Origin of the sequence: Amycolatopsis sp. cmx-4-83, assembly GCF_046548815.1 — a bacterium.
Lineage (GTDB): Bacteria > Actinomycetota > Actinomycetes > Mycobacteriales > Pseudonocardiaceae > Amycolatopsis > Amycolatopsis pretoriensis_A.
Map to the genome: position 1 here is coordinate 266814 of NZ_JAEBEF010000004.1, position 14626 is coordinate 281439.

Here is a 14626-nt window from a genome sequence, read left to right on the forward strand (position 1 = left end):
TGACTGACTGACACGTCCGCACTCCCGCAGGCCGGTGATCTTCGAGAACCGTACCGGGGTCAACGAAGGTCTGGCGGCAACGACGTCGCCGGACTGCGGCGCACCCGGCGAAGCTGGTCTTCGGTGACGCCGACGGCGGTCCGGAGATCGGCCCCGCTCAAGTCGGCGTTGACCAGGATCGTGCCGTCGAGCCGGGTGCCGCCGAGGTCGCACTCGGAGAGGCTCGCGTCGGTGAAGTCGCACGCGTTGAGGTCCGCTTCGCGGATTCTCGAGCCGGCGAGGACGGTCCGGACAGCTCGAGCCCCGCTCAGCCGCGCCGCGGTCAGATCGGAGTCGCGCAGGACAGCGCGGTCCAACCGGGCGCCGCGAAGGTCGAGCTCGCGCAAGCACGCACCGCTGAGGTCGGCTCCGGTCAGGTCGGCGCCGCCGAGGTCGAGCCCGGCGAGGTCCGTGTGCGGCAGGACGGCACCCCGCAGGTCGAGCACGTCGTGACGGGACTTGCCGCGGCTGTTCAGCGCCGCCAGTGCCGCGACCACGTCGTCCGGGACGGCGTCACCGACCGGATGCGTGCGCAGGTAGCCGGTGATGGTCCGCAGCACCCGGTCGCGGTCGCGCGGTGAGTCGTGGAGGATGCGGTCGAGCGCGCGCAGGCCGCCGGCGCGGACCGTGACGTCCGTAGAGCCGAGCTGCTCCACGGCGTTGGTGAACCGGTCGGTGTACTGCTTGTCCCGGTCGAGCACGAACTTCCGGCCGGTGTAGTAGAGGCCACCGGCGACGAATGCGGCGCTCAGCACGGTCGCGACCTGGCCCCGGATCGTGCCGACGGCAGCTATGCGGTCCTTCGCGTCCAGGCGGTCGAGGTCGGCGCCGCCGAGCCAGCCGACCACGGGACCGAACAGGAACCAGAGAGCACCGGCGGTGACGACCAGAGCCGCGAGCGCGAGGAGCGTCCGGAAGACGGCACGATTCATCCCGTCATTGGACTACGGCAGCGGACGACGCGGTGACGGAGGGTGCCCTGGGTGGGTAGGGTGGCGTCGACCGGAGGGGGAAGACCTGGTGCCGACGTCGCTCGTCCCGGACCACGTCCAGGGCCGGAATCCGCACTACGTGAACCACGACCTGGAGCTCGCCGAGGCCGTTTCCGAGATCGAACGCGCGGAAGACAACCTGGTGATCGTCTTCTCGGGAGCACCGGGTAGCGGCAAGACCGCGACCGCGCGCGAACTCGCCTTCCGCGTGAAACACCGGTTCCCCGACGGAGTGCTGTTCGCGGACCTGCGCGGTGCGCTCGACCGCCAGGGCACCGAAGCGGAAATCCTGCGGGTCTTCCTCGCCGACCTGGGTGCGGAGACGGCCGACCTGCCCGACCGGCTGGACGCCTTGCGGGCGCGCTTCCAGGCGCGGACAGCGGACCGACGGGTGCTTCTGCTCGTCGACGGTGCCGCGCGGTCGAGCCAGGTGCGCACCCTGATGCCGGGCGACGGCCGTTCGCTCGTACTGGTGACCGCCGGGCAGTCGCTGTCCGATCTGGCCGTCGACACCCGCGCCAGGGTCTTCGAGCTCTCACCGCTGGCGGACTCCGCGGCGATCGAGCTGCTCGGACGGCTCCTCGGGCCGGACCGGGTCGCTGCCGAGCGTGGCGCGGCGAGCGAGCTGCTCGGACGGCTCCTCGGGCCGGACCGGGTCGCTGCCGAGCGTGGCGCGGCGAGCGAGCTGATCACGTTGTGCGGCAACCTGCCGCTCGCCCTCTGCGTGGTCGCGAGCATCTTGAGCCGGCCGCGCAACCGCACCGTCGCCGGCACGGTCGAACGGCTGCGGGACGAACGGCGCCGCCTCGCGGCGCTGTCACCGCCGACGGACTTGTCCCTCGACAGCGCGTTCACCACGGCGTACCGCCAGCTCGGTGACCCCGCCCAGCGGTGCTACCGCGCCTTGGGGCTCGAACCTCGCACCGGCGCGGTGAACGCCGAGGCGTTGGCACACGCGCTGAGCGAGCCGGCGTACGAAATCGCCGAGAGCCTGTTCGAACTGTTCGAGCACAGCTTCATCGAAGAGACCGGCCCGGACCGCTACGCGGTCAACGACCTCGTTGCCCTGCATGCGTCCTACATGGATGATCGGACGCCGGATGAGCGCTCTGCCGAGACCGAGCGCTTGCTCGAGTTCTACCACCAGCGCAGCTACGACGCCGATGTCGTGCGTGCGCCGGACCGGCCGTGGCGAAGCGCGCTGTTCCCGGAACTGCGATCGCGCGGGGCGTTCGCCGACGCGGCGGCCGCCTCGGTGTGGCTGGAGCAGGAGCGGACGACGCTGACCAGGCTCGTCGGTCACGCGTTCACGCTCGGTGAGCTCGATCGGGTCACCTCCTGGTGCGTGCTGCTGTGGCCGTTCCATGAGTCCGGCAAGCACCTCGGAGACCTCTTCGCCACGCACGAATGGGGAATCGACGCGGCCAAGGCGATGGGTCGGGCCGACCTCGAGAGCTTGCTGCGCACCCAGAAGGCGTTCGGGCACCACTGGCTGGGAGAGGCGGATACCGCGGTGACCCTGTTCGCCGCTGCGGCCGAGCGAGGTCGCTCGGCCGGGAGCCCGGAACTCGAGGCCACCGCGCTGGAGGGGCTGGGGCTGGCGCAGCTCGAGCAGCGTGCGCCCGAGGCGCTGGGGACGCTGCGGCGGAACCTGGACTTGGCCGGCCGGATCGGTGATGCCCGGCGGATCGCGCTGGCGCGGCTTCACCTCGCGAAGGCGGAGGAGCCCGAAGCCGGGCTTCGCCTGCTGGCTGCTGCGAAGGGCTACTTCGACACCGCCGCCGACCAGGTCAACCAGGCCAAGGCGGCGATCTGGCAGGGCAAGCACCTGGTGGGAGCCGGTCGGATTCGTGAGGCCGGCCGGACTCTCGAAGACGCCGTCGAGCGGATGGCCACCCGGGGACGGCGATTCGACCAGGCCGAAGCCCTTGTCGCGCTCGGCGAGGCCCGGGAAGCGGTCGGCGACGTGGCCGGCGCGCGGGAGTGCTGGAGCGAGGCCTTGAGCTGTTACGAGGACCTCGGGTTCCGCGTCCGGGCCGGCGAAGTGCGAAGGCGGCTCACTCGTCAGCCCCCTCGTCCAGTCGGTTGACTACCACGTCCACGATGCGCCCACCGACGGCGAGCTGCCAAGTGCCGGTCGGCTCTCGGCCCGCAGCGAGCTCGCGGAGAGCGACGGCGGCGAACAGATCGCCGGACGCGCTGAGCTGGTATCGCGCTCCCCGGCGGTCGCGGAGAAGCCAATGCCCGTCGATGCCCGGCGCGGTGGCCAGCACGGCGCCCGGTGCGTGTTCGAGCGCGGTCGAGAGCCACTGGGGCGTGCCGTCACCCGATCCGCCGACGACGACGTCCGCCAGCTCGTGCCACCGGCGGGACGTTTCGTGCGGGCCCACGACGAGGACGTGGGAGCCGGTGTCCGGGTGGTGCCGGAGGGCTTCGGCGGGGAACCGGGTCACTTGCGCCGATGCAGGCCCGCTGTTGGTGACCTGGACCAGGTGTGAGTGACACCGGTCGAGCTCGCGGGCGGGAACTGGCAGCAGCGGTGCGTCCACGGCCGAGGACGGTTCGGGGAGGTCGAGGTGCTCGTACAGCACGGCCCGCAGGAGCGACGCCGAGCTGCCGGGGCGGGATGTCGTGAGCGAAGTGACGTCCGCGAGGTGGGCCGGGTCGTGTCCTTCGATGGCCTCGCGCAATTGACCGGCCAGGTCGTCGAGCCCGGTCAGCCGCGACGCCCGGCCGAGGAACAGGCCGATGGGCGAGTCGGGCGCCACGGCCTGCTCGGGGGCCGTTGCCAGTACGACCGGGACGCCGAGGGCAGCGGCGTAGAAGGTCACCGAACCGTGGTCACCCACCACGACGTCGGCGGCCACCAGGCTCGCCCGCCAGTCGTCGACGTCGTCGAACACGGTCACCCCGGCCCGGACGCACCCGGCCAGCCACTGTCGGACCTGCCACGGTGAATGCCCCCACCACACGTTCGGGTGCACGGCAACGGCGAGGCGGAAATCGTCGGCCGGCAGCTGGTTCGCGAGCAGCTCCGGCAGGCCGGCGAGGTGGCCCAGCAGGGATTCCCGGCCCCAGGTCGAAGAGAGCACTACGAGATTCTCGATGTCGGAAACGCCGAGCGCGCGCCTGTATGCGGCTCGTTTGACGCGTGATGCGGCGAGCTGGTCGAACGCGAGGTCGCCGACGACTCTGGCTCGGCTGACTGCTGCCGGGCAGTCCCGTTCGAGGCGGTGAAGCTGCTCGTGGTGGGACAGCGCGAGGACATCCGCGATCACCTGGCCGTCGTGGAGAAGCCAGTCGGCCGACAAACCGAAGACCGGTTTCCGGTTTCCGGTTTCCGGTTTCCGGTTTCCGGTTTCCGGTTTCCGGTTTCCGGTTTCCGGTTTCCGGTTTCCGGTTTCCGGTTTCCGGTTTCCAAGTATTTATTGTATCCCATTCCGTGGGGAATGATCACGAGGGGGCAGTCGAGTTCGTGGAGCGTAGGGCCGTGGCTGGCCGCGATGGCCAGGTCGAACCGCTGCTCGGCGGCATCGGCCCAGGCGAGGCGGCGAACGCCCCGTGCCTTGAGGAAGTCATCGGTACCCGCCGGGAAAGCGGATGACCCGGGATCGGTGAACACCACTTCGAGCCGGATGTCCTCCGCGATCAACCGGACGACGTCGAAGAGGCGTGTGGCCGCGGTCACGTTGTGGGCGACGGCGAGTACCCGTCGCGCCGGGGTGAACGTCTGCCACCTTGTCTCGTCTACCGGGGTCGTCACATCCGATCATGGTAGTTCGCAGCTCCGGGCCGGGCGTCATGGTGGAGCCGCCCGGCGGGCGTGAGTCGGGTGAGTTGCGTCGCCCCCACCGTGGAGCAGCGGCGAGCACCGGCGACGATCAGCCGGTCGGGCCGGGCCCAGCGCACGGCCGGCACGTCGCGGATGAGACCCACGCGATCGAGGAACTTCGGGCCGTCGGAGGATGAGCGGGACCACCGCCTACCGCTCGTCGTGGATCAGCTCCTGAAACGGTGCCCCGCCCTCTGTGCTCGAGGCGGTGAGCTGAGCCAGGAGGATGAGCGCCGCATGCGAGGCGGAGTTCGGTTCGGTGGTGACGATGACGATTCGCTGCCCCCGACCGTGTGGGAGCGGCATCGCTTGGTGGACGACGTCCAGCGGCCCGACCAGTGGATGGCGCATCCGGTGCGTCGCGATGTCCCAGTCCCGGACCCGGTGCTCAGACCACAACGCGGTGAACTCCTTGCTCTGCATGACCAGTTCGCCGATCAGGGAGGCCAGTCCCGGGTCGTCCGGGTACTGGCCGACGGCGAAGCGCAGCTTCCCCACCACGTCGCGGGCCTTTTTCAGCCAGTCGTCGTAAAGGTCGCGAACGTGAGCGTCGAGGAACACCAGGTGCGCGGTGTTGGGACGCCGGCCCGGCTGGTCGGGACTGTGCGGGTCGAGATGACCGGCGAACAAGGCGTGTCCGGTGCGGTTCCAGGCGAGTACGTCGCTGTAGCGGCCGAGGACGACGGCAGGGGCGTCGCCGAGTGAACTGAGCAGCTGCTGGGTGGCCGCGTTCACTCGTTCCGGTGCCGGCCGGCGCGACCCGCCGGTGGCGCCCTTCCGTGCGGTGCCGGCGAGGTCGTGCAGATATCGTCGCTCGGTCTCGTCCAGCCTCAGCGCACGGGCGAGCGCGTCGAGCACCTCGGGTGAAGCGTTGAGCGACTGGCCCTGTTCGAGCCGGGTGTAGTACGACTCGCTCACTCCGGCCAGCTGGGCCAGCTCGTCGCGGCGAAGTCCCGGCACTCGCCGCCGCTCGTTGTACATCGGCAGTGCGACGTCAACGGGCTGCAACTGCGCGCGGCGTGTCTGCAGGAACCGTCCGAGCTCGGGCTTGCTGGTCATGGGTCAAGTATGGATCGGCACGGCGGTGGCTACCTGACCCTGCGGGTGTAGGGAAGTGCCCGATCGGCCAGGCCGGACGTCCCTCGGGTGACCCGGTCGCGGTCCCAGCTGCGGCTCCGAGCCGCCTTCGGTCCGTTCTCTTCATCACCTCTCGAAGCCCCAGCGTCGCACGGCGAAGCCCGGCCCGGCCTCGGCGACCTCCACCGCGAGACCGCCGCCCAGGTGCGCGGGGAACACCAGCGCGTGTTGATCGGCAGCCCGGGCGAGCAGACGACGGCGGGTCGCGGTAGCGGCCGGAGGATCTTCGCAGAAGCAGCTGCTCAGATCCGGTGCCACGATCTGGATCGGGTTGTGCAGCACGTCACCGACGAACACGGCGTGGTCCCCGCCGGATTCGAGGGACAGGACCGCAGAGCCCGGTGTGTGCCCGGGCGCCGCTTCGAGGCGCAGTCCTCGGCTCAGCTCGAAGTGGTCCTCCCACAACCGGAGCTGCCCGGCCCGCTCGACCGGCCGGATACTGTCGTCGAAGACGCCTTCGTTGGCCGCAGCGAGCCGTGGCCGGCCGAGGCCGGCTGGATTCCAGTACTCGAAGTCGGCCCGGGTCAGCAGATAGGTGGCGTTGGGGAAGGTCGGTACCCAGTCGCCATCGACGAGCCGGGTGTTCCAGCCGACGTGATCGGCGTGCAAGTGCGTGAGGACGACGGTGGTCACGTCTTCCGGGACGACGCCGGCGGCCAGCAGCCGGGTGAGGAAGTCGGTGTCGAGCCGGTCGAACGCCGGGGTTCCCGGGCGCGGCTTGTGGTTGCCGACGCCGGTGTCGACGAGGATCGTCTCGTCGGCGGTGCGCAGGACCCAGGTCTGCACGCAGGTCTGCAGCAGATCGGTGGGCGGGTTCCAGAAAGCCGGAGTCAACCAGTCCTGATGCGCTCGCCAGGTGGCGCGGTCGAGTTCTGGGAACATCGCCTGCGGTGATCGGGTGGCGCCGGTGTACTCCAGGACCCGGGTGATGTCGACGGAGCCCAGTGTCAAGGTCTGTTTCATGCGGTTGACCCCCTGGTGAAATTCTGGTCACGCTCAGTAGTATCGGGCCGTGCCGAGGGAGCCGGACAAGGTACGCCCGGCTCCCAGGGTGTGGTTGCCGCGGAGGTCATCAGATGTGCTTGTCCACATGGCCGCAGGCGACGCCCGGGCTCACACCGTCGTGGTGAGGGCCACGTCGATGTTGCCTCGGGTGGCGTTGGAGTACGGGCACACCTGGTGGGTGGCGGCCACGAGCTTGTCGGCCGTGACCTGGTCCAGTCCGGGCAGGTGCACGGCCAGCCCGACCGCGAGCGTGAAGCCGCCGGTGTCCAGGGCGAGCAGGCTCACCGTGGACGTCACGGTCGACCCGGCGACGGCGACCTTTTCTTCCCTGGCGATCACCTGCAATCCATTGTGGAAGCACGCGGCGTACCCGGCCGCGAACAGCTGTTCGGGGTTGGTCTTGTCACCGCCGGGACCGCCCATTTCCTTCGGGATCGCGAGGGCCTCGTCGAGCACGCCGTCAGCGGTGCGGACCTCGCCGTTGCGGCCGTCGCCGGTCGAGATCGCTTGGGTGCTGTAGAGCGCGGACATGTTTGTCTCCTTCGTTTCACCATGGGCGGATCTCTGGCTGCTGATCAGCAGAGGTGTCCGTGGAGTCGAGTGTGGACGGGTGCCGCGCCGGCTGCCTGACCCTGCGAGTGTAGGGCTGCTCATGGGAAAGGTGATCCCGTCAGGGGCAGGCTGTCCGCCGCCGGGTGACGCAGAATCGGCTCAGCGCGCCACGCTGTCCTGAACCGAACGACATCGATTGCTTGATACCGGACGAGAGGTCACCGATGAATCCGCGTCTCGCCGCCATGAGGGGCGTCTTCGCCGCCGCACTGCTCGCCGCACCGTTGTTGCTGGGACCCGCCGCCTACGCCGGGGCTGCCGAACCGTGCTCGGGGAGCCACCAGGCCACGCGGTGTGCGCTCACGACGACCACCGTCGCCACACCCGAGCTGTTCCCCCACTCCGCAGACTTCGACCCCCGGACCGGAACCTTCTTGGTGGGGTCGGTGAAGAAAGGCACGGTAACCGTCGTCGACCGCGGCGGAAGCACTCGTACCCTCGTCGACGACCCCGCACTGGTGTCCGTACAAGGGATCCGCATCGACCGCGCGCGCAACCGGGTGCTGGTCACCGACGTCGACCTTGGAACGGCCGACACCACCAGCACCGCCGGACCGCTGAAGATCGCCGGCCTGGGCAGCTACGACCTGCGCACCGGCCGGCGGCAGTGGTACGCCGACTTGGCCGCCGTCGCGCCCGGGAACACTTCGCACCTGGCTGCCGACGTGGTGGTCGACTCCGACGGCACCGCCTACGTCGTCGACACCCAGAGCCCGACCCTGTTCCGCATCACGCGCACCAGCCGGCCATCGGTCCTGCTGACGAGCCCGCTGCTCGCCGGCACTCCCGGCCTCGGCGTCCCGGGCGTCCTGCCCGACATCGCCGCCAGCTCGATCGCTCTCGTGCCCGGCTGCCTGCTCATCGTGGCCAAGGGCGATGGCACCTTGGTCCGGGTGCCGATCCACCACCCCGACCAGGCATCCGCCGTCAAGCTCGACACCGGCCTGGTTCCGCTCGCGGCGTCGCTGCGGGCCCTGCCGGACGGTTCGATCGCCGCGCTCAGCAGCGGTCTGCTCTCCCAGAAGCCGGCGGTGGTGCACCGCGTTCTTCCGGACAACTCCTGGCACAACGCGAAGGTCACCGTGACCGACACGGTGCCCGACCCGATCACCAGCGGCATCACCGCCGGACCGCACGGTTCCACCTACACCGTCAGCGGCGGGCTCGCGGACCTGCTCCAGCACGAACCCAACGTCGGTTTCACCCTGCGCCAGGTTCGCGTCAGCTGACCCACACCCGCGGGCCGGGCGGGCCGGAACCGACCTCGCCCGGCCGGCGGTGTGCCGCATCGGATCTACAATGGAGTCTGTCGTGAGCACCCGTATCTCCCTGATCACACGAGTCACCGGCGGACTGGTGCGAGGAGCCGCCACCCCGGCCGGTGCCGTCTTCCACTCGATTCCCTACGCGGCGACGCCCACCGGCGCACGGCGATTCGCGCCACCCGCGGCCGCCCCGTCCTGGACGGGGGTTCGAGACGCCTCGTCGCCGGGCCCGAGCGCCCCGGCGGTGCCCCGGAACTTCGGCCGCTTGGACCTCGCCCCGGTCCTCGGCACCGGCCGGCGAACCGGCGACGACTACCTCACCGCGACGGTCAGCACACCCGATCCTCATGCCGGTGGCCTGCCGGTGCTGGTGTTCGTGCACGGCGGCGGTTTGACCGCCGGGAGTGGATCCGTCGACGTGTACGGTGGAACGTCCTTCGCCCGGGACGGGGTCGTGCTGGTCACGCTGAACTACCGGCTCGGCGCGAGTGGCTGGCTCGACGTTCCCGACGCTCCCGCCAACCGGGGACTGCTCGACGTGCTCGCCTGTCTGCGCTGGGTCGCCGAAAACATCGGGTTCTTCGGCGGGGATCCGAACCGGGTGACCGTCGCCGGTCAGTCCGCTGGCGCGATGATCGTCGCCGCGCTCCTGGCCTGCCCCGCGGCCGAGGGGCTGTTCCAGCGGGCGATCAGCCAGAGTGGAACCGGGGACTGCGCGTTCGAACCCGGCCAAGCGGCCTTGGCGACGCGAGGAATCTCGTCGCTGCTCGGCCGCGAAGCCACCGCCTCGTCATTGGGGGACCTGACCGATGTTCAGCTCGCCGGACTGTCCGCCGCGCTGCCGCCGCTCGACCACGCCGCACACGGTTTCCTCGACACCGCGGTCGGTGCCAGCCCGTTCAAACCGGTGCTGGACGGTGTGCTGCTGACCGGTCAGCCGGCCGACACCCTTCGTCCCGGACTCGCCACCGACCTGCTGATCGGCAACACGGCTGACGAGGGCAACCTCTACACCATCCCCAACGGCCTGGCCGAGACGGCCGGCGAGCCCGATCTGCTTGCCGCGGCGCGACGTCGCTTCCCCGATCCGGAAGCCCGCCTGGCTGCCTATCGCGACCTGTTCCCGGACGAGTCTCCCGGCCGGCTGCTGTCAAGGGTCATCACCGGCGCGTTCACCGCAGGCAGCCGCCGGTTGGCCGCAGCACACGTCGTGCGCTCCCGGGGCCGCACGTTCTCCTACGAGTTCCGGTGGGCCTCGGGCGCCTGCGATGGTCGGCTGGGAGCGTGTCATTGCATCGAACTTCCTTTCGTGTTCGACCAACTCGCGTTGCCGTCGTTGCGTGGACCACGCGGTCTGCTCGGACCCGGAGAACCGGACACCGCTTTGGCGGAGGAGACCCACGGAGCCTGGGTTCGATTCGCCGAGACCGGCCACCCTGGCTGGGTACCGGATAGCCGGCACATCTTCGGCAATGCTTAGTTCCACCACAGCCGGTGGAGGACCGCCAGAGCGCTCAGCTGCTGTCCGTGGGGCATCGAAGCCTGATCGTCGGTCCCGCAACGCATGGCGGGTCAAGGGATGCGAATTCGCCTTGTCCGCGATCGCCGTCTCCGGATCGGCCTGGTGTGAGTGCTCAGCCCGCCGCGCGCTACCGAGTGAGCGGCCTTGTGGAAGTTTCGATCCCGGAAGCCGTCGGGGAAACGTGGTCAGCACTGCGGATCGGCGGTGAGGCGCGCAGTGGTTTCGGTGTCCGGTTGTGCTGAAGTAGTTGTGCCTCAGGCGTGACCGGCGTGTAGAGGTTGACGAGAGAGCCGTCGGGATCACGGATCAGAGCCGACAGGTTGCCCCACGGCATCATCGTCGGCGGTTGAACGACGTCGAGTTCGTCGCCGAACTCGGCGGCGAGCCGCTCGTACACGGCCGTGGTGTCGTCGACGAGGAACTCGGCGATCGCACTGTTGTTGGCACCTCCGCGGGGCGTGCCGGGGGTGATGAAGGCGACGCGGGCGGAGCTGCTGACCGCAAGGGTGGCGGAAGGGGTCACCAGTTCGACGAAATCCTCGGTCAGGTGCTGCGGGGTCGCGCCCGTGAGCACCTCGTAGAAGCGGACGAGCCGCGGGACGTTCTCGGTGATAACGCGAATGGAGGCGAGTTGAACCGTGGATGCGTGGGTCATATCGGAACGCTAAACACAATACCGGTCACTTTTCGCCCGGAAATGCTGGATCATGGTGTCATGGCACGACCGACCACACGAGTCTTGGGCCTGCTGGAGTTGTTGCAGGCCGGAGGGATCCGCACCGTCGCCGACCTCGCCGAGCGGCTCGGTGTCGATCAACGCACCGTGCGGCGTTATGTGGACCAGCTACGCGAAATGGACATCCCGGTGGACGGCGTTCGTGGCCGTTACGGCGGCTACCGCCTCGCCCCCCACTACCGCATGCCACCACTGATGCTGACCGACGAGGAGGGCCTGGCCGTCGTGTGGGCGTTGATGGTCAGCCAGCACGCGCGGGGTGGAGATCCGGTAAGCGCCCTGGCGATGGAGAGCGCCAGAGCGAAGGTCCGCCGAGTGCTGCCCGCCACGCTCGCCCGCCGGATCGACGCAGTGCTGCAAGTGGTGGACTTCACCGGGAAGCGAGGCCCGGACGCGGACGAGGACAACACCGACCCTCACCACGTTGATGACCAAAGTTTTCGCACACTGATCGGGTTGGCCGAGGCGGCGCGAGATCGACGGCCGGTCGCGTTCGAGTACCGGCCTCGCCAGGGCCCTGCGGCAATCCGGCACGTGCAGCCCCACGGCATCGTGGCGCACCGCAACCTGCTCTACCTCAGCGGCTTCGACGCTGAGCGAAAGGCGCAGCGCACCTACCGCCTGGACCGGATGGCTGATCTGCGGTCGTTACCGGGCACGTTCGCCGCGCCCGTGAGCTCCGACCCGGCAGCGCAGGTGTTCGGGCCCCTCTCGGCGGCACCGTCGCGACACGATGTCCTAGTGCTCATCCGCGCTGATCCGGGCCACGTGCGGCGCTGGATACCGGAAACACTCGCATCAGTGCAGCCGGCACCCACCCCCGACTCCGCGGACGGCAGGTGGCTGCAAGTGTTCCTGCGTGCCGAACACCTCGAGTGGGTTGCCGGCACACTGGCCATGCTCGACCGGCCCTTCATCATCCAACAGCCGCAGGCCCTCAAGGCAGTGGTTCTCGCACTCGGACGCCGGCTGGCTGAAAACTGCCTTCCCAGCTCGCCGGCCACCTCCGGCTGAGCCACCGTTGCGAACGAGACCTCCGGCTGCTCGCTGGACGTGGTCGCGGCCGGTTGACTCAGCGGGGCAGCACACGCTTCAGGTCGCGGCCGCGGAAGAAGCGCCCGAGCCGGTGGCCGCCGGGTATGCGCCAGCCGCGAGGGTCGGGTGAGCATGTGTGCCGGGCCGCCTCGGGCGAGCCGGTCCTGCTCGGGCGTGCACTCAGGCATCAGAAGTCCGCAGGCGCTTGCCAAGTGTCGTCGTCCAGGAGGCGCTTGAGGATCTTGCCCGTCGCGTTGCGGGGCAGGTCCGGGACGAAGTAGACGTCCCGCGGCACGGCGAACCGCGCCAGCCGCTGGTGGACGTACGCGCGGATGTCCTCGGCGTGCAGCGAAGCGCCGCGCCGGGGCACGACGTACGCGGCCAGCCGCTGGCCCCACTCCGCGTCCGCCACCCCGACCACCGCGGCGTCGTGGACGCCGGGCAGCGCGACCAGTGCTTCCTCGACCGGGCGCGGGAAGACGTTCTCGCCACCGGAAACGATCATCTCGTCGGCCCGGCCGGTGACGAACAGCCGTCCCGCGGCGTCGAGGTAGCCGACGTCGCCGGTGGCCATCAGGTCCGCCGCGCGCGCCGGGTCGGTGCCGTTGGTGTAGCCGTCGAAGAGCATGTCGTTGCCGACGAAGATCTGGCCCTCGCCGCCCGGCGGCACCGGCTTGCGGTCCTCGTCGAGGATGGCCAGGCGGGTGCCGAGCAGGCAGCGCCCGGCCGTGGTCGGCGCCGCGCGCAGGTCGGCGGGGTCGGCGATGCTCGCCCACGACACTTCGGTCGAGCCGTAGAAGTTGTAGAGGACGTCGCCGAAGGTGTCCATGAACGACGTCACGAAAGCGCCGGACATCGCCGAGCCGCTGCTCGCCACGATCCGCAGCGACGACAGGTCGTAGCGTGCGCGGACGCGTTCGGGCAGGTCCATGATCCGCTGCAGCATGATCGGCACGACGAACAGCGCGTCGCACTTCTGCTCGGCGATGGTCCGCAACGTCTCTTCGGCGTCGAACTTGCGGATCAGCGCCAGCGAGGCCCGCAGCGCCATGCCGATCTGCATCGCGGCGAGGCCCCAGCTGTGGAACAGCGGTGCGGCGACGAGGATGCGGTCACCCGCGCGCAGCGGGATGCGGTCGAGGATCGCGGCGGCCGAGCCGAGCCCCTTGGGTGTGGGGCGGCGCGCGCCCTTCGGCGTCCCGGTGGTGCCGGAGGTGAGCACGACCAGCCGGCCCGGCCGCTCGACCGGCTTCGGCGGATCGGCGGGCGCGGCGTGGATCAGCTCGTCGACGGTCGGGTAGCCGGCGTCGGCGTCCGGCCAGGTGCTGATCCGGGCGAAGTCGCCGGGGACGTTCGCGATGGTCTGCGCGAACTCGTCGTCGGCGAGCACGGCGGACGGCTTGTGCTCGGCGAGCACGTCCTTGACCGAAGCCGCGGACAGGCCGGTGTTCAGCAGGACGACGTCGGTGCCGAGCTTGCTGGCCGCGACGAACGACTCGACCATCGCGGAGTGGTTGCGGCACATCAGCGCGATCCGGTCGCGTTCGCTGACACCGAGTTCGCTCAGTGCGTTGGCGAGCCGGTTGCTGCGCTCCTGGACCTGGCGGAACGTGCGGAGGTTGCGCTCGTCGTGCAGCGCCTGCTCGTCCGGGACGCGGCCCGCGGCGGCCTGGTAGCCGCCCGCGACAGTGGCGCCCCACTGCGCGAGGGACTGGAGCTGGCGGGCCAGCTTGTCCGGCCGCGCCGGGCTCAGCACGCCGGCGCGCACGAGGATGCCGGCGGTGCGCAGCTTGGTCGCTTTGACGCCCTCTTGGGTGGAGCAGGGGTCGGCCTGTCCGGACAGGCGTAGCTCAAGGCGCCCGGCGATGGCCTTCAGGTCTTTTTTCGCTGACGCCAACAGGTCCTGGTATGACGGCGGCAGCATCATCCGGACGAGGAGTTCGGTTTTGCCGCCGACCAGGGGTCTCAGCTCCACGGAGACCCAGGTGCCGTCTTCGGGGACACTGCACCACACGATGTGCTCGCCCGGCCGGTACACGACGGCCTGGATCTGCTTGTCCCGTACGGGCAGGCCTTCGGGGACGAGCCGGATCACGCCCTTGGGACCCCGGCCACGGGTGGCCCGTTCCTCGATCTCGCACCAGCTGATCTCCGGGACGAAGCAGGGGTACCACTCCGGCGATCCGACGATCTGCCACACCACTTCCGGCGGGTGCCCGACCACGGCACTCGCCTCGATCACATCATCACGCATCGTCTGTCCTCACGGTCGTACCGAACGCACGTTCAGGTCACGGCGGCGTCAAGGTAACAGCGAATGGGTGAAGCTCGATAGCCCGAACGGCGGATACTGGAAAGTAGTAATCGTCGTAGTAGATGGTGTAAATCACTGCCACGTGCTGCTTGACACGGGTGTGCGACAGCTCGTTCTGTCCACCGTGGACATCGGGT

At 69.7% G+C, this 14626-nt stretch carries 12 protein-coding genes; 4 read left to right on the top strand and 8 right to left on the bottom strand.

Translation table 11 applies throughout. The features are described from left to right. Positions 1 to 59 precede the first annotated feature (59 nt). Positions 60 to 971, bottom strand: a complete 912-nt coding sequence (locus ACLJQM_RS13790) for a pentapeptide repeat-containing protein (protein ID WP_410631503.1) — start codon at positions 969 to 971, stop codon at positions 60 to 62. Between the two features lie 88 nt (positions 972 to 1059). On the opposite strand from ACLJQM_RS13790, the gene ACLJQM_RS13795 reads away from it, so the two are divergent. After that, entirely contained in the window at positions 1060 to 3120 is a 2061-nt protein-coding gene (locus ACLJQM_RS13795) for an AAA family ATPase (protein ID WP_410631504.1), read from the top strand. Here the strand turns inward: ACLJQM_RS13795 and ACLJQM_RS13800 are convergent. The 5 genes from ACLJQM_RS13800 to ACLJQM_RS13820 form a co-directional block, all read right to left on the bottom strand. Then, positions 3089 to 4123, bottom strand: a complete 1035-nt coding sequence (locus ACLJQM_RS13800; protein ID WP_410631505.1) for a hypothetical protein — start codon at positions 4121 to 4123, stop codon at positions 3089 to 3091. The genes ACLJQM_RS13795 and ACLJQM_RS13800 overlap by 32 nt on opposite strands. Positions 4124 to 4305: 182 nt before the next feature. Continuing rightward, complete coding sequence (locus ACLJQM_RS13805) at positions 4306 to 4794, bottom strand: hypothetical protein (RefSeq protein ID WP_410631506.1); 489 nt, start codon at positions 4792 to 4794, stop codon at positions 4306 to 4308. Between the two features lie 219 nt (positions 4795 to 5013). Further along, entirely contained in the window at positions 5014 to 5922 is a 909-nt protein-coding gene (locus tag ACLJQM_RS13810) for a helix-turn-helix transcriptional regulator (RefSeq protein ID WP_410631507.1), read from the bottom strand. 144 nt (positions 5923 to 6066) lie between these two features. Beyond that, positions 6067 to 6963 (bottom strand): MBL fold metallo-hydrolase, encoded by an 897-nt coding sequence (locus ACLJQM_RS13815; RefSeq protein ID WP_410631508.1) that lies wholly within the window; start codon positions 6961 to 6963, stop codon positions 6067 to 6069. Positions 6964 to 7113: 150 nt separating this feature from the next. Beyond that, positions 7114 to 7536 carry an organic hydroperoxide resistance protein gene (locus ACLJQM_RS13820; protein WP_410631509.1) on the bottom strand — a complete coding sequence of 141 codons (423 nt, stop codon included), beginning with the start codon at positions 7534 to 7536 and terminating at the stop codon, positions 7114 to 7116. Between the two features lie 467 nt (positions 7537 to 8003). Here ACLJQM_RS13820 and ACLJQM_RS13825 point away from each other — a divergent pair, with 467 nt between their 5' ends. Then, the gene (locus ACLJQM_RS13825) at positions 8004 to 8846 is read left to right on the top strand and encodes a hypothetical protein (RefSeq protein WP_410631510.1); all 843 of its coding nucleotides are present in this window, start codon (positions 8004 to 8006) and stop codon (positions 8844 to 8846) included. A 70-nt stretch (positions 8847 to 8916) separates the two neighbouring features. Further along, entirely contained in the window at positions 8917 to 10362 is a 1446-nt protein-coding gene (locus tag ACLJQM_RS13830) for a carboxylesterase/lipase family protein (RefSeq protein ID WP_410631511.1), read from the top strand. Positions 10363 to 10531: 169 nt separating this feature from the next. Here ACLJQM_RS13830 and ACLJQM_RS13835 read toward each other — a convergent pair whose 3' ends face one another. Beyond that, on the bottom strand, positions 10532 to 11059 hold the full coding sequence (locus ACLJQM_RS13835) for a VOC family protein (RefSeq protein ID WP_410631512.1): 528 nt from the start codon (positions 11057 to 11059) through the stop codon (positions 10532 to 10534). Between the two features lie 60 nt (positions 11060 to 11119). Between ACLJQM_RS13835 and ACLJQM_RS13840 the strand changes: the two genes are divergently transcribed. Next, positions 11120 to 12154, top strand: coding sequence for a helix-turn-helix transcriptional regulator (locus ACLJQM_RS13840; RefSeq protein WP_410631513.1), 1035 nt, complete (start codon positions 11120 to 11122; stop codon positions 12152 to 12154). Between the two features lie 208 nt (positions 12155 to 12362). On the opposite strand, the gene ACLJQM_RS13845 is transcribed toward ACLJQM_RS13840, so the two are convergent. Beyond that, on the bottom strand, positions 12363 to 14429 hold the full coding sequence (locus tag ACLJQM_RS13845; protein ID WP_410631514.1) for an AMP-binding protein: 2067 nt from the start codon (positions 14427 to 14429) through the stop codon (positions 12363 to 12365). Positions 14430 to 14626 lie beyond the last annotated feature (197 nt).